Annotated in this window: 18 protein-coding genes; 15 read left to right on the top strand and 3 right to left on the bottom strand. The window is 65.4% G+C overall.

Features of this window, described 5'->3' with window-relative positions:
- Position 1 precedes the first annotated feature (1 nt).
- The 5 genes from AKN83_RS32000 (at position 2) to AKN83_RS31980 (ending at position 5,472) form a co-directional block, all read left to right on the top strand.
- On the top strand, positions 2 to 1,114 hold the full coding sequence (locus AKN83_RS32000; RefSeq protein ID WP_050406237.1) for a hemolysin family protein: 1,113 nt from the start codon (positions 2 to 4) through the stop codon (positions 1,112 to 1,114).
- Entirely contained in the window at positions 1,111 to 2,724 is a 1,614-nt protein-coding gene (gene lnt, locus AKN83_RS31995; protein WP_050406200.1) for an apolipoprotein N-acyltransferase, read from the top strand. Before AKN83_RS32000 ends, lnt begins: the two co-directional genes overlap by 4 nt.
- A gap of 263 nt (positions 2,725 to 2,987) precedes the next feature.
- On the top strand, positions 2,988 to 3,404 hold the full coding sequence (locus tag AKN83_RS31990) for a helix-turn-helix domain-containing protein (RefSeq protein ID WP_050406199.1): 417 nt from the start codon (positions 2,988 to 2,990) through the stop codon (positions 3,402 to 3,404).
- Between the two features lie 206 nt (positions 3,405 to 3,610).
- Positions 3,611 to 4,735 (top strand): M20 family metallopeptidase, encoded by a 1,125-nt coding sequence (locus AKN83_RS31985; protein WP_050406198.1) that lies wholly within the window; start codon positions 3,611 to 3,613, stop codon positions 4,733 to 4,735.
- On the top strand, positions 4,732 to 5,472 hold the full coding sequence (locus AKN83_RS31980; RefSeq protein WP_050406197.1) for a tRNA (guanine(46)-N(7))-methyltransferase TrmB: 741 nt from the start codon (positions 4,732 to 4,734) through the stop codon (positions 5,470 to 5,472). Before AKN83_RS31985 ends, AKN83_RS31980 begins: the two co-directional genes overlap by 4 nt.
- A 112-nt stretch (positions 5,473 to 5,584) precedes the next feature.
- Here the strand turns inward: AKN83_RS31980 and AKN83_RS31975 are convergent, their stop codons facing one another.
- Positions 5,585 to 6,427, bottom strand: a complete 843-nt coding sequence (locus tag AKN83_RS31975) for a phytanoyl-CoA dioxygenase family protein (protein WP_050406236.1) — start codon at positions 6,425 to 6,427, stop codon at positions 5,585 to 5,587.
- 222 nt (positions 6,428 to 6,649) lie between these two features.
- A complete protein-coding gene (locus AKN83_RS31970) occupies positions 6,650 to 7,720 on the bottom strand; it encodes a DUF2336 domain-containing protein (protein ID WP_050406196.1) in 1,071 nt (356 codons plus the stop codon).
- 347 nt (positions 7,721 to 8,067) lie between these two features.
- Between AKN83_RS31970 and rimP the strand changes: the two genes are divergently transcribed.
- The 10 genes from rimP (at position 8,068) to AKN83_RS31920 (ending at position 19,857) form a co-directional block, all read left to right on the top strand.
- On the top strand, positions 8,068 to 8,856 hold the full coding sequence (rimP, locus tag AKN83_RS31965) for a ribosome maturation factor RimP (RefSeq protein WP_050406235.1): 789 nt from the start codon (positions 8,068 to 8,070) through the stop codon (positions 8,854 to 8,856).
- A gap of 3 nt (positions 8,857 to 8,859) precedes the next feature.
- Entirely contained in the window at positions 8,860 to 10,473 is a 1,614-nt protein-coding gene (gene nusA / locus AKN83_RS31960; RefSeq protein ID WP_050406195.1) for a transcription termination factor NusA, read from the top strand.
- Positions 10,474 to 10,547: 74 nt separating this feature from the next.
- On the top strand, positions 10,548 to 11,234 hold the full coding sequence (locus AKN83_RS31955) for an RNA-binding protein (protein ID WP_050406194.1): 687 nt from the start codon (positions 10,548 to 10,550) through the stop codon (positions 11,232 to 11,234).
- A gap of 108 nt (positions 11,235 to 11,342) precedes the next feature.
- On the top strand, positions 11,343 to 14,045 hold the full coding sequence (gene infB / locus AKN83_RS31950) for a translation initiation factor IF-2 (RefSeq protein ID WP_050406193.1): 2,703 nt from the start codon (positions 11,343 to 11,345) through the stop codon (positions 14,043 to 14,045).
- Between the two features lie 174 nt (positions 14,046 to 14,219).
- Positions 14,220 to 14,633 (top strand): 30S ribosome-binding factor RbfA, encoded by a 414-nt coding sequence (rbfA, locus tag AKN83_RS31945; RefSeq protein ID WP_050406192.1) that lies wholly within the window; start codon positions 14,220 to 14,222, stop codon positions 14,631 to 14,633.
- Positions 14,630 to 15,739, top strand: a complete 1,110-nt coding sequence (truB, locus tag AKN83_RS31940; RefSeq protein ID WP_050406191.1) for a tRNA pseudouridine(55) synthase TruB — start codon at positions 14,630 to 14,632, stop codon at positions 15,737 to 15,739. The genes rbfA and truB overlap by 4 nt, the downstream gene beginning before the upstream one ends.
- A 2-nt stretch (positions 15,740 to 15,741) precedes the next feature.
- Positions 15,742 to 16,011 (top strand): 30S ribosomal protein S15, encoded by a 270-nt coding sequence (gene rpsO / locus AKN83_RS31935; protein WP_050406190.1) that lies wholly within the window; start codon positions 15,742 to 15,744, stop codon positions 16,009 to 16,011.
- 316 nt (positions 16,012 to 16,327) lie between these two features.
- Complete coding sequence (gene pnp, locus AKN83_RS31930) at positions 16,328 to 18,484, top strand: polyribonucleotide nucleotidyltransferase (protein ID WP_050406234.1); 2,157 nt, start codon at positions 16,328 to 16,330, stop codon at positions 18,482 to 18,484.
- A 180-nt stretch (positions 18,485 to 18,664) separates the two neighbouring features.
- Complete coding sequence (locus AKN83_RS31925; protein WP_050406189.1) at positions 18,665 to 19,099, top strand: GNAT family N-acetyltransferase; 435 nt, start codon at positions 18,665 to 18,667, stop codon at positions 19,097 to 19,099.
- A gap of 161 nt (positions 19,100 to 19,260) precedes the next feature.
- A complete protein-coding gene (locus tag AKN83_RS31920) occupies positions 19,261 to 19,857 on the top strand; it encodes a glutathione S-transferase family protein (protein WP_050406188.1) in 597 nt (198 codons plus the stop codon).
- A gap of 41 nt (positions 19,858 to 19,898) precedes the next feature.
- Here the strand turns inward: AKN83_RS31920 and fabV are convergent, their stop codons facing one another.
- Positions 19,899 to 21,071, bottom strand: coding sequence for an enoyl-ACP reductase FabV (fabV, locus tag AKN83_RS31915; protein ID WP_050406187.1), 1,173 nt, complete (start codon positions 21,069 to 21,071; stop codon positions 19,899 to 19,901).
- Positions 21,072 to 21,128: the final 57 nt, after the last annotated feature.

The following is a 21,128-nucleotide window of genomic DNA, read 5'->3' as shown; positions in this document are numbered from 1 at the left end:
CATGCCGGATTCCGACCCGACCCATGACAATCCGCGCAACGTGAGCAACCTGCCCGTCGTCGTCCACGAAGGCGAGGTGCAGCGCCCGGCGGCCGAAGGCTGGCTGGTGCGTGCGATCCGAACGCTGTTCGGCTGGAAGGCCGGCTCGGTGCGCGACGATCTGCAGGTGGTGCTCGACGCCTCGACGCCCGACGATGTCGGCTTCTCGGCGATCGAGCGCACCATGCTGCGCAACATCCTGTCGCTGAACGAGCGGCGGATCGCCGACGTCATGATCCATCGCGCCGACATCGTCGCGGTCAAGCGCGACATCCCGCTCGGCGAATTGATGAGCCTGTTCGAGAGCGCGGCGCATTCGCGGCTCGTGGTCTACAACGAAACCCTCGACGACCCCGAGGGCATGGTGCACATCCGCGACCTGCTCGCCTTCATGACGGCGAAAGCGCGCGTCACCGACGCGACCAAGACCAAGCGCAAGAAGCCGTTCCCGGCCGGGCTCGATCTGCGCAGCGTCGATCTCGCGCTGCCGCTGGCCGACGCCCACATCATCCGCAAGCTGCTCTACATCCCGCCGTCGATGCGCGCGATCGACCTGCTGGCGCAGATGCAGGCCTCGCGCATCCATCTCGCGCTGGTGGTCGACGAATATGGCGGCACCGACGGGCTGGTGTCGATCGAGGATATCGTCGAGCAGATCGTCGGCGAGATCGATGACGAGCACGATTCCGACGAGCCGCCGTCCATCGTCCGCCAGCCGGACAACTCCTTCATCGCCGACGCGCGCGCCAGCCTCGACGATGTCCGCTCGGTGATCGGCGAAGATTTCGTCACCGGCGAGGCCGGCGAGGAGGTCGAGACGCTGGGCGGCTATCTGGTGTCATTCGTCGGCCGCCTGCCGGTGCGTGGCGAGGTGATCTCGGGGCCCGGCAATTACGAGGTCGAGGTGCTCGATGCCGATCCGCGCCGGGTCAAGCGCGTGCGGATCACGACGCGCAAGGAACGGCCGGCGCCGCGCAAGGAGCGCGAGCGACGCCGCGAGCAGGCCCCGGATTCCGGCAACCCGCAGGCGAATGACAACCAGCCGCCGCCCGGCGAAGGAGCCGGTCCGCAGTGAGGCTCTCCGACAGGCTCCGATCGATCGGCCTCGCCGTCATCCTGACCTGGGGCTGGAGGCGCGTCGTGCTCGCGCTCGCAGCGGGCGCCTTGTCCTCGCTGGCGATGGCGCCGTTCAACGCCTGGCCGGTGCTGTTCCTGACGTTTTCGATCGCGGTCTGGCTGATCGATGGCAGCGCTGCCGGACGCTGGCGCGGCGTACCCGCCGCAGCGCTGTCCGGCTTCTGGTTCGGCCTCGGCTATTTCGTGCCGGGACTGTACTGGATCGGTTACGCCTTCTTCGTCGACGCAGACACCTTCGCCTGGCTGACGCCGTTCGCGGTGCTCGGCCTGCCCGCCTATCTTGCGCTGTTCACCGCCTTTGGCTTCGCGCTGGCAAGGCTGATCTGGCCGCGCGACGCCACGCGCGTGCTGGCGCTGGCGGTCAGCTTGACGATTTCGGAATGGCTGCGCGGCCATCTGCTCAGCGGCTTTCCGTGGAATGCGTTCGGCTACGCGCTGACCGAGCCCCTGGCGCTGGCGCAGAGCGCATCGCTGATCGGGCTATGGGGCATGACGTTCCTGGCCGTCGCGATCTTCGCAAGTCCCGCCGTCTTGATCGACGGTGCCTCGCGCGGCCGCAAGCCGTGGCGCGCGCCGGTGGCCGCGGTGCTGGTGCTCGCCGCGATGCTGGCGTTCGGTGCGGTCCGCCTCTCGCAACAGCCGACCAGTTTGGTCAGCGGCGTCAAGCTGCGCATCATGCAGCCCGATCTGCAGCAGGACGCCAAATTCAACTACTCCGCCAAGGCGGCGGTGATGCAGAAATATCTCACTCTGTCGGATCGTGCCTCCGGGCCGCACTCGACCGGCGTGAGCGACGCCACCATCCTGATCTGGCCGGAATCGGCGTTTCCATTCTTCCTGACCAAGGAAGCCGACGCGATGGCGCAGATTGCCGATCTGCTGCCGAAGGGAACCGTGCTGATCACAGGCTCGGTGCGCGCGCCCGATCTGCCGCCCGGCGTCCGCGTCACCCGCGCATATAATTCGATCTACGTCATCGACCATGACGGCAGCGTGCTTGCGGTCTACGACAAGCTGCACCTCGTCCCGTTCGGAGAGTATCTGCCGTTCCAGGACTGGATGGAGAAGCTCGGCTTCGTGCAGCTCACCAAGGTGCAGGGCGGCTTCATTCCCGGCACGATCCGCCGCACGCTCGATATTCCGAATGCACCGCGCGCGCTGCCCTTAATCTGCTACGAGGCGATCTTCCCCGGCAACGTCGTGAGCCGCGACGACCGTCCCGGCTGGATCATCAACGTCACCAATGACGGCTGGTTCGGAATCTCGACCGGCCCCTATCAGCATCTGCAGCAGGCCCGGCTGCGCTCGATCGAGGAAGGCCTGCCGATGGTGCGCGCCGCGAATACGGGCATCTCGGCCATCATCGACCCGCTGGGGCGGACCGTCGCCCAGCTCGGGCTCGGCATCGAAGGCGTGCTCGATGCCGGCCTGCCGGCGGCCATCGCGCCGACGATCTATGCGCGTGTCGGCAACATCCCGGCCGCAGTGATTGTGTTAGTTGCCCTCGCAATCGTCCTGCGGAAGCGTTTTGTCAGGCGAAAACCCTGACGGCGCGTATCGCCGATAGTCACACGAACCCGAAAAAGTGTCGAAATTTACCTCAGTGTGATTCCACCTGTTGACAGATCGACCGTGCACTTCGCATTGTACGGGTCCACGCGAAATCACAAGCCAAGTCAGCCCCTTTGCGCAAATTGTCCGCATTTCGTCCCGATCCTCCTTGCAGGATTTGACGGCACCGGCGCCTGAGGCATACTCCACGTCCAACTTGCCTCACCCCCCGGGCGCGCAATCCCTTAGGAGAGTTGGAAATGTCCACCAAAGCGCCCAATCCTGTTGACAAATATGTCGGCAGCCGCGTCCGCATGCGGCGCATCATGCTCGGCATGAGCCAGGAAAAACTGGGCGAGGCGTTAGGCCTGACGTTCCAGCAGGTGCAGAAATACGAGAAGGGCACCAACCGCGTCGGCGCCAGCCGGCTGCAGCAGATCTCCGAAATCCTGCAGGTGCCGGTCTCTTTCCTGTTCGACGGCGGCCCGAGCGGCGTCAAGACCGCCGACGGCTTCAGCGAGGGCTCCTCGCCGGCCTATGTGTCCGATTTTCTGGCAACCGCCGAAGGCCTGGCCCTGACCCGGGCGTTCACGCGGATAGCGGATGCCAAGCTCCGCCGCAGCATCGTCGAGCTGGTCGAGCAGATCGCGGCACGTGAGGCCGCCGAGCAGGCCTGATCCGGCCATATCCGTTTGAGAGATCGTCAAATCTGGAATATGTCATTCCGGCGCACGCTAGGGCGCGGCGAGTTCCGTTGAATCGTCGTCGCGCTTTAGCTCTTTGTTTGTGCATGATCTTTCCGGAAACCACTTCACGCTTTTCCGGATCATGGCTCGGCGCGTGCGCTGAATGACAACGCGAATTCACAGGCGACGACAGCAGCATGCCCAGCAATCCGTTCGAAGCAGCTGAGATCCTCGACGGCATTCGCCGCTGGGTCGAGATCGAATCGCCGACGGAGCGGCCGGACCAGGTCAACAGACTGGCCGACCTCGTCGCCTCTGAATATCGCGACCTGCCGGCCACCGTCGACCGCGTTGCCGGACGCGACGGCTGTGGCGATCACCTGGTCGCGCGCTCGTCCTGGGGGCAGGACGCGCCGGGCATTCTGGTGTTGAGCCATCTCGACACAGTTCATCCGATGGGATTCATCGAACGGTTACCATTCAAGATCGAAGGCGACAGCGCGTTCGGCCCGGGCATCTACGACATGAAAGGCGGCGCGTATCTTGCCTATCACGCGTTCCGGCAGGTCTGCGCCGATGACGCGCGCCCGCCGCTCGGCATCACCCAGCTCTACGTCTCTGACGAGGAGATCGGCAGCCCGACCTCGCGCGCGCTGATCGAGGCCGAAGGACGCAAGGCGAAATACGTGCTGGTGACCGAGCCGGCGCGCGACGGCGGTAAGATCGTCACCGGACGCAAGGGAGTCGCGCGCTTCGACGTGCATATCAAGGGCGCGCCGGCACACGCGGGCACGCGCCCCGAGGATGGCCGCAGCGCGATCCGGGAACTCGGCCATGTGATCCTGGCGCTGGAGGCGATGAACGATATTGCGCGCGGCGTCACCGTCAATGTCGGCGTGGTGCGCGGCGGCACCAAGCCGAACGTGATCGCCGAAGAGGCCTACGCCGAAGTCGACATGCGCGTGCCGTCCATGGCCGACGCCGACGAGCTGGTGCCGAAAATCCTCGGCATCACCTCGCGCACCGACGGCGTCAGCGTGAAGGTGACCGGGGAATTGAACCGTCCGCCCTACGAGAAGAGCAATGCCGGCGCCGCGCTCTACGAGCACGCCAGGGAGCTTGCCGGCGAACTCGGCTTCGAGCTGCTCGATGTATTCACCGGCGGCGGCTCCGACGGCAATTTCACCGCGCCGCATACCGCAACGCTCGACGGCCTCGGCGTCGACGGCAAGGGCGCGCACACCCATTACGAGCAGCTCTACATCTCGTCGATCGAGCCGCGCGCACGGCTGCTCTACCGGCTCTATCAGACGCTGCGATGACCCCTGCTCCGAACGACAGCGACGATCGCGATTCGTCCGACGATGGCGCGATGGCCCATTCGCGCGGCTCATTTTTCGGGCGGCGCAAGGGTCACAAACTGCGCGCGCACCAGGCCGATCTGATCGACACGCTGCTGCCGCATCTTTCGCTCGACATCTCGGCGCCCGCACCCGAGGCGCTGACCGAGCTATTCGATGATGGCATTGAAAACGTCAGGCTCGAAATCGGCTTCGGCGGCGGCGAGCATCTGATCGCGGAAGCTCAGGCTTTTCCGGCGACCGGCTTCATCGGCTGCGAGCCCTATGTCAACGGGATGGCCAAGATCCTGACCCAGATCGAGGCGCAAAATATCGCCAACATCCGTCTGTTCGCCGGCGACGCCGCCGAGCTGCTGGCTTGGGCGCCAGCCCGCTCGCTGGCGCGCGTCGATCTCATTCATCCCGATCCCTGGCCGAAGCGGCGGCACTGGAAGCGGCGCTTCGTGCAGGATGCAACGGTCGCGGCGATGAGCCGGTTGCTGCCGCCGGGCGGCGAATTCCGCTTCGTCAGCGACATCGACGATTACTGCGCGTGGACGCTCGCACATCTGATGCGCTCGCCCGACTTCGCCTGGCTCGCCGAGCGCGCGATCGACTGGCTCGAGCCGTGGCCGAACTACACCATGACGCGCTACGGCGCCAAGGCCGAGCGCGAAGGGCGCAAGGCGGCATATCTGCGATTTCGGCGCTTGGCCTAAATCGTCGTCATTGCGGGGCGTACGAAGCACGGACCCGAAAGCCATTGCGCCGCGTGCAAGCTGAAAAATGGATTCCGGGCTCTCGCTGCGCGAGCCCCGGAATGACGAACAGTTATCCCTGTCCCGCCATCCGCGCCTTCCTGACGTCGGTCGCTTCCCAAACCATGCGCTTGCCGCGCTCGCGACCGAGCAGCTCGATCGGATCGTGATTGTCGATGTGGCCGAACTGGCCCTTGTAGACGCTGTAACCGCACAATTCCTGCAAGCGGCGCGGAAAGCGCGCCGCGGTCTCGCGCGGAATGCCGAGTTGCAGATTCTCCTGCTGGCGCATCCAGCCCCAGCAATAGGCGCAGGAGAACGCAAAGCGCCTGGCATCGCTGGTGTTGGCGCCGCCGCCATGCCACAGCGCGCTGTCGAACAGCATCACACTGCCCGCCGGCATGGTCGCGGTGACCGCGTCGTAATGCTTGCCGTACTCCGGCGACGATTTGAACTTGTGGCTGCGCGGAATGATCCGCGTCGCGCCGTTGTCGTCGCGGAAATCGGACAGCGCCCAGATCGCATTGATCGTGATCGGAATGTGCGGCCGCGGCAGCGGGATCAACTGGGTGTCTTCGTGGATCGGCTGCGCTTCCTGGCCGGGACCGAGCACCAGCGAGCAGAACGACGACAACAGGCATTCCTTGTCCAGCACGCGTTCGACCACCGGCAGCACGTTGTCATGCAGCGGCACCTCCCAGAACAGTTCGTCATAGGTCAGGAGGTTGTTGATGCGCAGCGTCTTGAAGCCCTCGAACGAGGTCCGGGCGAGGCCAAGATTGTGCTCGCTCTCGATCCGCTCGACCGCCGCCTTCAATCCCTCGACCAGGTCCGGCGAGGCGGCGCGCTCGATCACGGTGTATCCGTCGTCGCGGATCCGCTCGGCGTGCGATTGGATGTCGGCGTCCGTCAGCATGGCAATCTCCCCGTTGGCGCTGTGTCGCGCCTTGCGCAAAGCATAGCGGGCCGATGCAATTTTTGGGAAGGGATTTTTGATGCTGCGGCCCAGCCTCGTCATTGCGAGCAAAGCGAAGCAATCCATCTGTCCGCTTGCGTGGAAGCATGGATTGCTTCGTCGCTTCGCTCCTCGCAATGACGAAGGGGAGAGCGTACCGCCAATGGTCGTGTGACGCTCGACTCAGCGCGACTTCCAGAAGTCCACGACGCGCTGCGCCGTTGACGGCATCAGGCGGACGAAATTCACCCGCGCACCTTCGATATCGGCCGGCGACGGCACGCGGTTCTGCCCGAGGCGCATCAGGATCAGGGCGCGCACGGTCGGCCATTCGAAACCGATCGTCTTGCTGGCGATCAGGATCGGATCGTAGCGATCGCCGGCGATCAGGCGATCGAGCGTCACAATCTTCACGCCGGTCATCGCCGCGAGCGCCGCCACGCATTCCTCGTATTTGAAGGCCTTTGCGAAGCCTGCCACCGCGGCCTCGTTCAATTCGCCGGCGCGGTGCAGGGCCAGGATCGCGCGCTGCGCGGCAGCGAAATCGCGGCCCTCGACCTGGGCGACGACGCCTTCGATCTCGTTCAGCGCCAGCTTGATCTCGGCCTGCCGTTCCGGCTTGGCGACGATCTGCAACCGGCGGCGGATCACGTCGATCGAACCGGCCAGCAGGCTCTTCAGATGCACGGGCGGAAGATCGTCACGGCGGCCGATCCGCAAGGTCAGCACGCCGTCCTGAGCGGCGCGACGCACCAGCGTGGTGAACGATGCGTCCGAGAACGCGGCGCCGGCATTGCCGGCCGCGCTTCGGATCACATCGCGATCGCCGCGACGGACGATGACGTCGGTCAGTGCGGTCGAGAGCCTGGATCGCTCACTCATCGCCAGCAGATGGCCCTGGCCCTTGGCATTGGCGATCTCGACCAGCACCCGATCGTCGAGGACGGGCGAGCGGCGCAGCACCGGGCCAGCGATCGCGACCTCGTCCTCGTGGGCGAGTTGCCCGACCAGACACCGCGGCGCGTTGGCGAGCGGCGCGAGCCGTTCGGCGAGATCGATGCGCGCCGCAAGCTCGGCATGCGGCACCAGACTGGTCAGCACCCCGTCGAACAGGTCGATATGGTCGGGGCGAAAGCTCGCCGCACCCTGCAGGAACAGATCGCCGAGCCGCCGCGCGGCCTCGGCGCGGCGCCTGGGGTCGCCGCGGCGAACGATGTCGTCGAGTTCCGGGATCAGCGCGGGGGCTGTCGTCATGAGCCTTGTCCAACCGGCGACTTCTGCCGATTTTCGGCAATCTATGGCCCGGTTCGTAAACGGAGGGTTAGGCCAAACCTGCACCCTCCAGGCCGCAAAATCGCCCTCCGCCCAGGCCGGAGGCCTTGCCGGGCCCCGGCAAAAGGGCTATATCGGGCGCAACTTATGGTATCTCATACGATCGCGTAGGAGAGTGGGCCCCCCGGGACCCGCTCTTTTTTATTACCTGACGGGACCCGGCGAGGCCGGATCCGGCTTAGGTAGCGTTAGCGGCCCCTTAAGGCCACCTGAACAACACAACAGACCTCAGACAGCCGTTAGACCCTAGACAGCCTTTGACACTGGACATGACCGATCCGACCGCCACGCCCGTGGACACCGAACTGCTCGCCGAGCCGCGGCTCGTCGTCGAGCCCGGGGTCGCGGCCCGCGTCGCGGCGGTCGCGGTCCCGGTGTTGCAGGGCATGGGCTATCGCCTAGTGCGCATCAAGGTTTCCGGCGACGCCGGTTGCACCGTGCAGATCATGGCCGAGCGCCCCGACGGCTCGATGCAGCTCGAGGATTGCGAGGCGATTTCGCGTGCGTTGTCGCCGGTGCTCGATGTTGCCGATCCGATCGAGCGCGCCTACCGGCTGGAAATCTCCTCGCCCGGCATCGACCGGCCGCTGGTGCGCCGCTCCGACTTCGAGCGCTACACCGGACATCTCGTGAAGATCGAGATGGCGGTGCCGCATCAGGGCCGCAAGCGATTTCGCGGCCTGCTCGCCGGCGTAGAAGGCAATGCGGTCCGCGTCAGGCGCGACGACCCGCGCCCGACCGAGGACGCCGAGGTCGTCCTTGTCATGGAGGACATCTCGGACGCGCGGCTGGTGCTGACCGACGAGCTGATCGAGGAATCGATGCGCCGCGGCAAGGCCGCCGAGCGCGAGCTGCGCCGCGAGCTCGGCCTCGCGCCGCCGCAGCCGGCCCACGCCAAGAAGAGCGATCCGGCGAAGAGCCAGAAGCCGAAACCCAAGCCTGGTGACAAGCCTGCTCATAAGCCCGGCAAGAAGCCGGCCCCGACCAACACCAAAAAGCACCGCCTGGCCGCCGAGCGCGCGCGCCGTGGCGAGATCGATCCATTCGAAGGAGACTAAGCCATGGCAGTCAGCGCCAACAAACTCGAACTGCTGCAGATCGCAGACGCAGTTGCGCGCGAAAAGTCGATCGACCGCTCCATCGTGATCGCGGCGATGGAAGACGCCATCGCCAAGGCCGCCCGCGCCCGCTACGGCAGCGAGACCGACGTCCATGCCGAGATCGACGCCAAGAAGGGCGAGCTGCGGCTGACCCGCCACATGCTGGTGGTCGATGTCGTCGAGAACTCGTCGAACCAGATTTCGCTGCAGGATGCGCAGCGCGCCAATCCGGGCGCCCAGGTCGGCGACACCATCGCCGACACGCTGCCGCCGCTGGAATATGGCCGCATCGCCGCGCAGTCCGCCAAGCAGGTGATCGTGCAGAAGGTGCGCGAGGCCGAGCGAGACCGGCAGTACCAGGAATTCAAGGACCGCATCGGCGACATCGTCAACGGCATCGTCAAGCGCGTCGAATATGGCAGCGTGATCGTCGACCTCGGCCGCGGCGAAGCGATCGTGCGCCGCGACGAGATGCTGCCGCGCGAGGTGTTCCGCAACGGCGACCGCGTCCGCGCCTACATTTTCGACGTCCGCCGCGAGACCCGCGGCCCGCAGATCTTCCTGTCGCGCACCCATCCGCAGTTCATGGCGAAGCTGTTCGCGCAGGAAGTGCCCGAAATCTACGACGGCATCGTCGAGATCAAGGCGGTCGCCCGCGATCCCGGCTCGCGCGCCAAGATCGGCGTGATCTCGCGCGATTCCTCGGTCGACCCGGTCGGCGCCTGCGTCGGCATGCGCGGCTCGCGCGTGCAGGCCGTGGTGAACGAGCTGCAGGGCGAGAAGATCGACATCATCCCGTGGTCGCCCGACATCGCGACCTTCGTCGTCAACGCGCTTGCGCCGGCTGAAGTCGCCAAGGTCGTGATCGACGAGGACCGCGAACGCATCGAGGTCGTGGTTCCCGACACCAACAACCAGCTGTCGCTGGCGATCGGCCGCCGCGGCCAGAATGTCCGCCTCGCCTCGCAACTGACCGGCTGGGACATCGACATCCTGACCGAGCAGGAAGAGTCGGAGCGCCGCCAGGCCGACTTCGAGAACTCGACCCGCGTATTCATGGAAGCGCTCAATGTCGACGAGGTGGTCGGCCAGCTGCTCGCCTCCGAAGGCTTCACCTCGGTCGAGGAGCTCGCGCTGGTCGACGTCAAGGAGCTCGCCGGCATCGAAGGTTTCGACGAGGAGACCGCCACCGAGCTGCAGACCCGCGCCCGCGAATATCTCGAGCAGCTCGAGGCTGAGCTCGAGGCCAAGCGCAAGGAACTCGGCGTCGAGGACGCCATGAAGGACGTGCCTGGCATCACCGGCAAGATGCTGGTGAAGCTCGGCGAGAACGATGTGAAGACCGTCGAGGATCTGGCCGGCTGCGCCACCGATGATCTGGTCGGCTGGACCGAGCGCAAGGAAGGCGGCGAGCCGACCAAGCATGCCGGGTTCCTCGATGGCATCGAGATCACGCGCGACGAGGCCGAGGCCATGATCATGCAGGCCCGCCTGAAGGCCGGCTGGATCACCGAAGCCGACCTCGCCAAGCCTGCCGAGGAGGCCGAGGCCGCCGAAGCAGAAGCGGCGTCGTAGCGCGTGTTCCGCAAAGGTGGATACCGGCTTTGCGATAAGAACTCGCGCAGATTTATGATGGAGATGCCCTACGGATGCTCGCTCAGGCTGACCCCGATCTCGACGATGGGCCGCGGACGCAGAAGTCCGCGACCACGCGGATGTGCGCGGTCAGCCGCGAGGTGCGTCCGATCGACGAGTTGATCCGGTTCGTCGTCGCACCCACGGGCGAAGTGATCCCGGACCTCAAGCGCAAGCTGCCGGGCCGCGGATTATGGGTCTCCGCATCGCGGCGCAGCGTTGCGGAAGCGGTCCGCCGTCACCAATTTAGCAAGGGATTCAAGCGCGATGTCCGCGTCGCGCCGACCCTCCCCGCCGACACCGACGCTCTCCTGGTCCGCAGCGTCACCGAGGCCCTGGCGATGGCCGCCAAGGGCGGTCAGGTCGTGGCAGGCTTCGGCAAGGTCGAGGACGCACTCAACCGGAACGAAACTGCAGCCCTGATCCACGCTTCCGACGGCGCAGCGGACGGAATCCGCAAATTGGACGCGATCGTCCGGCAAAGGGGCGAAAAACGTGGTGAATCGCCGGTAATCGCCGTCGTCAATGTTTTGACGTCGGAAGAATTGGATTTGGCACTTGGGCGGTCAAATGTGATACATGCTGCGCTGCTCGCGGGCCCGGCGAGCAAGACGTTCCTGTCGCGCTGCCAGATGCTGGTCCGATACCGGATGGCCGACGACGACAAGACCGCCGAAGCGGCCAGAAATTCCAGAGCCTGATCCAGGAAGGCGGATGCCGTCTTTCCGACCGGATCATGCTCAGCAAACGACGACACGTTGAAGGATTTGTGCGGTAAACGCACAGCGAAACGAGATTAGGACTGCTGAATGGTTGATACCAAGACCCCTGGCGACAAGACTTTGAGTGTCCCGAGCAAGACGTTGTCGCTGAAGCCGCGCGTCGAGACGGGCACCGTGCGCCAGAGCTTCAGCCACGGCCGGACCAAGCAGGTCGTGGTCGAGAAGCGCGGCAAGCGTCGCGTCGGTGGCGAAGGTCCCGGCGAGGCGCATGCGCCGGAGCCCGTGGTTGCAAAGCCGGCGGCGCCCGCCCCGAGGCCGCCGCAGGGCCGCCCCTCGGGCCCGCCTCCCGGCCAGCAACAGCGCAACACCCGCTCCGGCGTGGTGCTGCCGACCTTGACCGAAGACGAGCGTTCCGCGCGCGCCAGCGCGCTGGCCGACGCCCGTCAGCGCGACATCGAGGAACGCCGCCAGGCCGAAGAGGAAGCCAAGCGCCGTGCCGCCCGCGAGGCTGCCGAGAAGATCGAGCGCGAGGCCGCCGAGGCCCGCCGCAAGGCGGAAGAGGAGCGTCACCGCCACGAGGAAGAGGCCAAGCGCAAGGCCGAGGTCGAGGCCAAGCGCCGCTTCGGCGAGGGCGAAGCCAAGCCGGGCGCGACGCCTGGCGCTGCACCGGCCAAGCCGGCCACAGCCGCACCCGCGTCTGCTCCGGCCGCCCGCGCGCCCGCAGGCCGCCCGGCGACCACGACAACCGCGCGCACGCCGGCCTCTGCGCCGGCGAAACCGCCGGCCGTTGCCGCCGAAGCCGACGAGGACGAAGGTCCGCGTCTGGTGCGCCGCCCCGGCGGCATCGTGCGTCCCGCCGCCGCACCGAAGACCACCCACAAGCCCGGCCCGCAGAAGCAGCGCGGCCGCCTGACCGTGACCACCGCGCTCAACGTCGACGAAGTGCGCGAGCGTTCGATCGCCTCGTTCCGCCGTCGCACCCAGCGCCTGAAGGGACATGCGTCGAACGAGCAGAAGGAAAAGCTGGTCCGCGAAGTCATCATTCCGGAAGCGATCACGATCCAGGAACTCGCGAACCGTATGTCGGAGCGCGCGGTCGATGTCATCCGCATGCTGATGAAGCAGGGCGCGATGCACAAGATCACCGACGTGATCGACGCCGACACCGCGCAACTGATCGCCGAAGAGCTCGGCCACAGCGTCAAGCGCGTCGCCGCCTCCGACGTCGAGGAAGGCCTGTTCGACGTTGTCGACGATTCCACCGACACCGAGCCGCGTTCGCCCGTGGTCACGGTCATGGGTCACGTCGACCACGGCAAGACCTCGCTGCTCGACGCGCTGCGCCACGCCAATGTGGTGTCGGGCGAAGCCGGCGGTATCACCCAGCATATCGGCGCCTACCAGGTGCTGTCGCCCGAGAGCGGCACCAAGATCACCTTCATCGACACGCCCGGCCACGCCGCGTTCACCGCGATGCGCGCCCGCGGCGCCAAGGTCACCGACATCGTCGTGCTGGTGGTCGCCGCCGATGACGGCGTGATGCCGCAGACGATCGAGGCGATCAACCACGCCAAGGCGGCCAAGGTGCCGATGATCGTGGCGATCAACAAGATCGACAAGCCCGATGCGCGGCCCGAGCGCGTCCGCACCGAGTTGCTGCAGCACGAGGTGCAGGTCGAATCGCTCGGCGGCGACGTCGTCGACGTCGAGGTTTCCGCAAAGAACAAGACCAATCTCGACCGGCTGCTCGAGATGATCGCGCTGCAGGCCGAAATCCTCGACCTGAAGACCAATTCGCAGCGTCCGGCGGAAGGCACGGTGATCGAAGCCAAGCTCGATCGCGGCCGCGGTCCGGTCGCGACCGTGCTGGTCCAGCGCGGCACGCTGCGGATCGGCGACATCATCGTGGCCGGCGCCGAGATGGGCCGCGTCCGCGCCCTGATCTCCGACCAGGGCGAGAATCTCGATGAGGCCGGCCCGTCCGTGCCGGTCGAGGTGCTCGGCTTCAACGGCCCACCGGAAGCCGGCGACCGTCTCGCCGTCGTCGAGAACGAAGCCCGCGCCCGTCAGGTCACGAGCTACCGCGCGCACCAGAAGCGCGAGAACGCGGCTGCCTCGATCTCCGGCATGCGCGGCTCGCTCGAGCAGATGATGTCGCAGCTCAAGACCGCGGGCCGCAAGGAGTTCCCGCTGATCGTCAAGGCCGACGTGCAGGGCTCGCTGGAAGCGATCCTGGGCTCGCTCGAGAAGCTCGGCACCGACGAGGTCGCCGCCCGCATCCTGCATGCCGGCGTCGGCGGCATCTCGGAGTCCGACGTCACGCTGGCGGAAGGCTTCAACGCCGCGATCATCGGCTTCTCGGTTCGCGCCAACAAGGAAGCGGCGGCCGCAGCCAAGCGCAACGGCATCGAGATCCGCTACTACAACATCATCTACGACCTCGTGGACGACATCAAAAAGGCGATGTCCGGCCTGCTCGCCCCCACGCTGCGCGAAACCATGCTGGGCAACGCGCAGATCCTGGAAGTGTTCAACATTTCCAAGGTCGGCAAGGTCGCGGGTTGCCGCGTCACCGACGGCACCGTCGAACGCGGCGCCAATGTTCGCCTGATCCGCGACAACGTCGTGGTGCACGAAGGCAAGCTGTCGACGCTGAAGCGCTTCAAGGATGAAGTGAAGGAAGTGGTCGCCGGCCAGGAGTGCGGCATGGCATTCGAGAACTACGGCGACATGCGCGTCGGCGACGTGATCGAATGTTACCGCATCGAGACGATCCAGCGCTCTCTGTAAGTCCAAATCTTACGAAGAGCAGATCTTACTAGGTGTTGGGTCCATTTAACTGAAAATGCGACGACGTGGCCGGACTTCAGTCCGGCCACCCGCGCATCGTCCGATTGAAAGCAAAGCTAGGACATTGATGCCCGCGGCCACGGCCGGCGGGCGCGACGGTTTTGGAAAAAGGTCATGCCCCGTCAAAAGAAGAGTTCCAGCCCCGGCGGATCGCAACGTCAGCTGCGCGTCGGCGAAACGGTTCGCCATGCAGTTGCCGAGATTCTGTCACAGGGTGAGGTTCACGATCCCGATCTGGAAGGCCACATCATCACCGTTCCCGAGGTGCGTATGTCGCCGGACCTGAAGCTCGCCACGATCTACGTGATGCCGCTCGGCGGCCGCGACACCGACACGGTGATATCTGCGCTCGAGCGCAACAAGAAGTTCCTTCGCGGCGAGATCGCGCATCGCGTCAACCTGAAATTTGCACCCGACATTCGCTTCCGCGTCGATGAGCGGTTCGACGAGGCGGAGCGCATCGAGAAACTACTGCGGACACCTGCGGTGCAGCGAGACCTTGCACCCGATTCGGACGACGAGGAATGACTGTGATGACGACCAACAGCGTGATCGACGCGAAGGATGCCGACGCGCGCGACGCTGAGCGGGACGCCTTTGCCGGGCCGCGCACCGACGATGCGCGCCGCACCAACAACGACCCGCGCCAGAAGCACGGCAAGCAAAACCAGCAGCCGCGCCGCGACAAGCGCGACGTCCACGGCTGGGTGGTGCTCGACAAGCCGATCGGAATGACCTCGACGCAGGCCGTCGCCGTGCTCAAGCGCCTGTTCCAGGCCAAGCGCGCCGGCCATGCCGGCACCCTCGACCCGCTCGCCTCCGGCGGGCTGCCGATCGCGCTCGGCGAGGCCACCAAGACGGTGCCGTTCGTGATGGACGGCCGCAAGCGCTACCGCTTCACGGTCAGCTGGGGCGAGGAACGCGACACCGACGACACCGAGGGACGGCCGGTCCGGACCAGCGAGAGCCGGCCGACCGCCGATTCGATCCGCGAGCTGCTGCCGCGTTTCACTGGGGTGATCGAGCAGATCCCGCCGCAATATTCGGCCATCAAGGTGCAGGGCGAGCGCGCCTATGACCTAGCGCGCGACGGGGAGACTGTGGAACTGAAGCCCCGCCCAGTCGAGATTCACGAATTAACCCTTGTAGAACATGGAGATAACGGACAATCCGTGTTCGAGGCCGAGTGCGGCAAGGGAACCTATGTCCGGGCCCTGGCCCGCGATATGGGCCGAATTCTGGGCTGTTTCGGCCATATCTGCGCCCTGCGGCGGACCCTTGTCGGTCCGTTTACCGAACGGGACATGATTCCGCTGGAACAGTTGGAGGCTTTATGCAATAGAGCCGCGTCTGGCGAGGGCAGCCTCGCCGACGCGCTTTTGCCCGTTGAGACCGCGCTGGACGACATCCCGGCACTGGCCGTCACACGGGCTGATGCGGCAAGGCTCCACAGGGGCCAGGCCGTTTTGTTGCGCGGACGGGATGCGCCCAATACTAGCGGCACAGTCTATGTCACGGTGGCAGGCCGGCTTCTCGCGCTTGCTGAAATTGGCAATGGCGAACTCATCCCCAAGCGCGTGTTCAACCTGAACGGACTGACTGCCGGTCCGGCTCGCAACAATGAAAGTAACTGACGATGTCGATTACCGCAGAACGCAAAGCGGAAGTCATCAAGACGAATGCCACCAAAGCCGGCGACACCGGCTCGCCCGAGGTCCAGGTCGCGATCCTGTCGGAACGCATCAACAACCTCACCGAGCACTTCAAGAGCCATGTGAAGGACAACCATTCACGCCGCGGCCTCCTGAAGCTCGTGTCGACGCGTCGCTCCCTGCTTGACTACATCAAGCGCAAGGACGAGGCGCGCTACAAGGCGCTGCTTGAGAAGCACAACATCCGTCGTTGATTTGAGAAGCACGCGCGCGAGGTTCGCGCGCGTTTTCGCATGGTCGTCCGTGAACTCGGGCTTTCGAATTGTCGAAAGATGATCATGCGCAACAGCATGGCAATCGCACCATGCACACTAGCGTCCAGCAGCAATCCGGCCGCTGGACCGGGCAAGATGCCCAGATGACCGAAAGGATGGACGCCATCCGAAATCCAGGGACCATGGCAGGATCGCCGGATGCTGGTCGCGACAAGCGCATCAGTATCTCGCCGTCTTGGCATGGTCTTTGTGTTTCAGGGCGCCGTGCTTTCGTGAAACCATGAAAGAAACCGAAATGTTCAATTCGCATTCCGTCGAGATCGACTGGGGTGGCCGTCCCCTCAAACTGGAAACCGGCAAGATTGCCCGCCAGGCCGACGGCGCCGTGATGGCGACCTACGGCGAGACCGTGGTGCTCGCCACCGTCGTCGCCGCGAAGGCGCCGCGCGAAGGCGTCGACTTCCTGCCGCTCACGGTCGACTACCAGGAGAAGACCTACGCCGCGGGCCGCATTCCCGGCGGCTATTTCAAGCGCGAGGGCCGTCCGACCGAGAAGGAGACGCTGGTCTCCCGCCTGATCGACCGCCCGATCCGCCCGCTGTTCGTCGACGGCTGGCGCAACGAGACCCAGGTGATCGTCACCGTGCTGTCGCACGACATGGAGAACGATCCGGACATCGTCTCGCTGGTCGCCGCCTCCGCCGCCCTGACGCTGTCGGGCGCGCCGTTCAAGGGCCCGATCGGCGCCGCGCGCGTCGGCTTCGCCAATGACGAGTTCATCCTCAACCCGACGCTCGACGAGATGGCCGAAACTCAGCTCGACCTCGTCGTCGCCGGCACCGCCGACGCCGTGCTGATGGTCGAATCGGAAGCCAAGGAGCTCAACGAAGACGTGATGCTCGGCGCGGTCATGTTCGGCCACCGCCACTTCCAGCCCGTCATCAACGCGATCATCGAGCTCGCCGAGAAGGCCGCCAAGGAGCCGCGCGAAGTCACCACGATCGACAATTCGGAGATCGAAAAGGAGATGCTCGGCATCGCCGAGCAGGACCTGCGCAAGGCCTACGCGATCCCGGTCAAGCAGGAACGCTATGCCGCGGTCGGCGCCGTCAAGGAGAAGGTGCTGGCGCATTTCTTCCCGGAGGGCCAGGAACCGAAATACGACAAGCTCCGCGTCGCCGCGGTGTTCAAGGAGCTGGAAGCCAAGATCGTTCGCTGGAACATCCTCGACACCGGCAAGCGCATCGACGGCCGCGACGTCAAGACCGTGCGCAACATCATCGCCGAAGCCGGCGTGCTGCCGCGCGCCCACGGCTCGGCGCTGTTCACCCGCGGTGAGACCCAGGCGATGGTGGTGACCACGCTCGGCACCGGCGAGGACGAGCAGTACATCGACGCGCTGTCGGGGACGTACAAGGAAACCTTCCTGCTGCACTACAACTTCCCGCCCTACTCGGTCGGCGAGACCGGCCGCCTCGGCGGCACCAAGCGCCGTGAGATCGGCCACGGCAAGCTCGCCTGGCGCGCGATCCACCCGGTGCTGCCGCCGCATCACGAGTTCCCGTACACGATCCGCGTGGTCTCCGAGATCACCGAGTCGAACGGCTCGTCCTCGATGGCTTCGGTCTGCGGCGCTTCGCTCTCGCTGATGGACGCCGGCGTGCCGCTGAAGCGGCCGACCGCCGGCATCGCCATGGGCCTGATCCTCGAAGGACAGCGCTTCGCGGTGCTGTCCGACATCCTCGGCGACGAGGATCATCTCGGCGACATGGACTTCAAGGTCGCCGGCACCGACCAGGGCATCACCTCGCTCCAGATGGACATCAAGATCGAGGGCATCACCGAGGAGATCATGAAGGTGGCGCTCGGCCAGGCCAAGGAAGGACGCATCCACATCCTGGGTGAGATGTCCAAGGCCCTGACCGCAGCGCGCGCCGAACTCGGCGAATACGCACCGCGCATCGAGACCTTCAAGATCGCCACCGACAAGATCCGTGAAGTGATCGGCACCGGCGGCAAGGTGATCCGCGAGATCGTCGAGAAGACCGGCGCCAAGGTCAACATCGAGGACGACGGCACCGTGAAGGTCGCCTCCAACGACGGCGAGGCGATGAAGGCTGCGATCAAGTGGATCAAGTCGATCGCCTCCGATCCGGAGGTCGGCCAGATCTACGAGGGCACCGTCGTCAAGGTGATGGAGTTCGGGGCCTTCGTGAACTTCTTCGGCGCCAAGGACGGCCTCGTCCACATCAGCCAGCTCGCGGCCAACCGCGTGCAGAAGACCTCCGACGTCGTCAAGGAAGGCGACAAGGTCAAGGTCAAGCTGCTCGGCTTCGACGATCGCGGCAAGACCCGCCTCTCGATGAAGGCGGTCGACCAGGAGACCGGCGAGGACCTCGAGGCCAAGCAGAAGGCCGACGCTCCGGCGCCGCGCGAAGCTGCCGGCGAGTAAGCGTGCTCGAAGCGAAACAACGAAGGGCGGCCGAGAGGCCGCCCTTTTTGTTTGGGCTGGCACACGCGGCGCATGAACCGGATGACGAAAACTCGCCGGCTGCATCATCATCCTGTAGGTTGAGCGCACCACAGACGCCGCGCTTCCACGCGAGACGCATCGCAGTCCGAGAGATCGACAATGACGCCACTGGTGATCCGCATCGCCCGGCCGGACGAGTATGACGAGATCGCCCTGGTCTGGATGGAGAGCTGGGTCACGACTGGTCTCGCCGAGGCCAATGACGCCCTGCTCTCCAATCTGCGCGAGCGTGTGCGCCACGAGATCGCGCAAGGCTGGAGTCTGTTCGTCGCTGACGACAACGGTACGCTCGCCGGCATGTTGGCGCTGCACATATCCGACCATTACCTCGATCAGCTCTTCGTCGCCCCCAGCTATCAGGGCAGGAGCGTCGGGCGCCATTTGCTTGCCTTCACACGCGAGCAGATGCCCGACGAGGTCTGGCTGAAATGCGCGAGCGGAAACGAAAAGGCCTGGCGCTGGTACGAATGTGAAGGCTTCTTGTATGAAGCGGAGAAGATCAACCCGCTGAACGGGTTGATGATGAAGTATTAACGGTGGAAGAGGGCTTGCGGCTGATCTGCCCCAGATCATTGAGTTGGCCAGCATATCGATTTGAGGCCGGAGCGCTCGTCCAGCCGTCGTATGTTGCCAATTGGAGCCGGACGCGCGATGAACGGGCCCGTTCGTCCACGTCGCAGAAAGGCTGAAGCACCATGATCAAGCTGTACTGGTCGCCACGCTCGCGCTCGTTCTCCGCGATCTGGTTGCTCGAAGAATCCGGCCTGCCCTACGAGCGGGTGCTGACCGACATCAGCACCGGCGCGCAGAAGTCACCGGAGTTCCTCAAGATCAACCCGATGGGCAAGGTGCCGGCGTTGACCGACGGCGATGCGCAGCTCGCCGAGGCTGCGGCGATTTGCGCTTATATCGCCGACCGCTATCCCGAAACGAAGCTTGCGCCGGCCGTGACCGATCCGAAGCGCGCACGCTATCTGCAATGGCTGTTCTTCTCGCCGGGCTGCATCGAGCCGGCCCTGATCCAGCTCTTCACCAAGCTCGAAGTGCCGACCAGCACCGCCGCTTGGGGCAGCGCGGCGCAGGTGTTCGACGTGCTCGACGCCGAGCTGCAGAAGGGGCCATGGATCCTCGGTGAGCAGTTCTCCGCCGCCGACATCGCGATCGGCGCGGGGCTGAACTTTGCGGTACGCATCTTCAAGATGGTGCCGCCGCGGCCGTCATTCGAGGCCTATATCGACCGCTGCGTGGCGCGGCCCGCCTTCCAGCGGGCAGAGAAGATCGCGGCCGGGTGAGGCTCGCGTAGCCGGATGACAGCAGTAGCTTCCCGAACCGCCTAACCCGGCACGACGCGCGGATCGACGTCCTGCGTGTAATCGACGCCGTCGATGCCGAAGCCGAACAGGCGCAGGAACTGGCTCTTGTATTCGCCGAGATCCGCCAGCTCGCCGAGCGTCTCGGTGGTGAGCAGCGGCCAGCGCCGCGACACCTCCGTCTGCACTTCGGGCGAAAGCTCCCAATCGTCGACCCGGATGCGTTGCGTATCGTCGAGCGCGACGCCCTTGCCGAGCTTCGTCCGGAACAGGCGGTCGATCTGCTCGATGCAGCCCTCATGCAGCCCGAGCTGCTTCATGACCTTGAACAGCACTGTGCCATAGAGCGGCACCACCGGAATGGCCGAGCTCGCCTGGGTGACCACGGCCTTCAGCGCGACGACGCGGGCGGCGTCCGCGCCGAGCCGGCCCCGGATCGCTTCCGCCTTGCGGTCGAGATCGACCTTGGCGCGGCCGAGCGTGCCGTTCCAGTAGATCGGCCAGGTCAGCTCGCTGCCGATATAGGTGTAGTTGAGTGTCCGGAAGCCCGGCGCCAGTACGCCGGCGTCAGCCAGCTGGTCGATCCAGCGTTTCCAGTCGTCACCACCCATCACCGCGACCGTGGCCGCGGTCTGCTCCTCGTTCGCGGGCTCGAGCGTGGTCTGGAACACCTCGCCGGTCTCGGTGTCGAGCGTCTTGATCTCGACCGGAGCGCCGAGCGGCTTGATCACCGAGCGATAGGTCTTGCCGGTGTCCGGATCGGTGCGGACCGGAGCTGCCATGCTGTAGACCAACAGGTCGAGCTGACCGAATTTTTCGCGCACGCGCCCGATGAAGTCCTTCTTCATCTCGTCGGAGAAGGCGTCGCCCTCCAGCGTGAGCGGCGAGCGTCCGATCTTCTGGGCCTCGATCTCGAAGGCGCGGTTGTTGTACCAGCCGGCGCTGGCGCTTCTCTTTTCCGATGGCTCGCGCTCCAGCGACACGCCGATCGTATCGGCGCCGCCGGCGAAGGTGGCAACGATGCGGCTCGCGAGACCATAGCCCGTCGAGCAGCCCAGCACGGCAACCCGTTTCGGGCAGTCCGCGACCGGACCCTGCTTGAGCACATACGCGATCTGTTCGCGGACATTCGTGGCGCAGCCGACGGGATGTGCCGTCGTGCAGATGAAGCCTCGCACGCGCGGTTCAATAATCATTCCCACCCCATTCCGGATCGTTGCAATATCCCCATTGGCCGCCTGCGGATCTCCCTC

Source organism: Bradyrhizobium embrapense (assembly GCF_001189235.2).
GTDB lineage: Bacteria > Pseudomonadota > Alphaproteobacteria > Rhizobiales > Xanthobacteraceae > Bradyrhizobium > Bradyrhizobium embrapense.
Note: the sequence above shows the minus strand (reverse complement) of the source record. Positions and strands in the feature narration are given on the sequence as shown.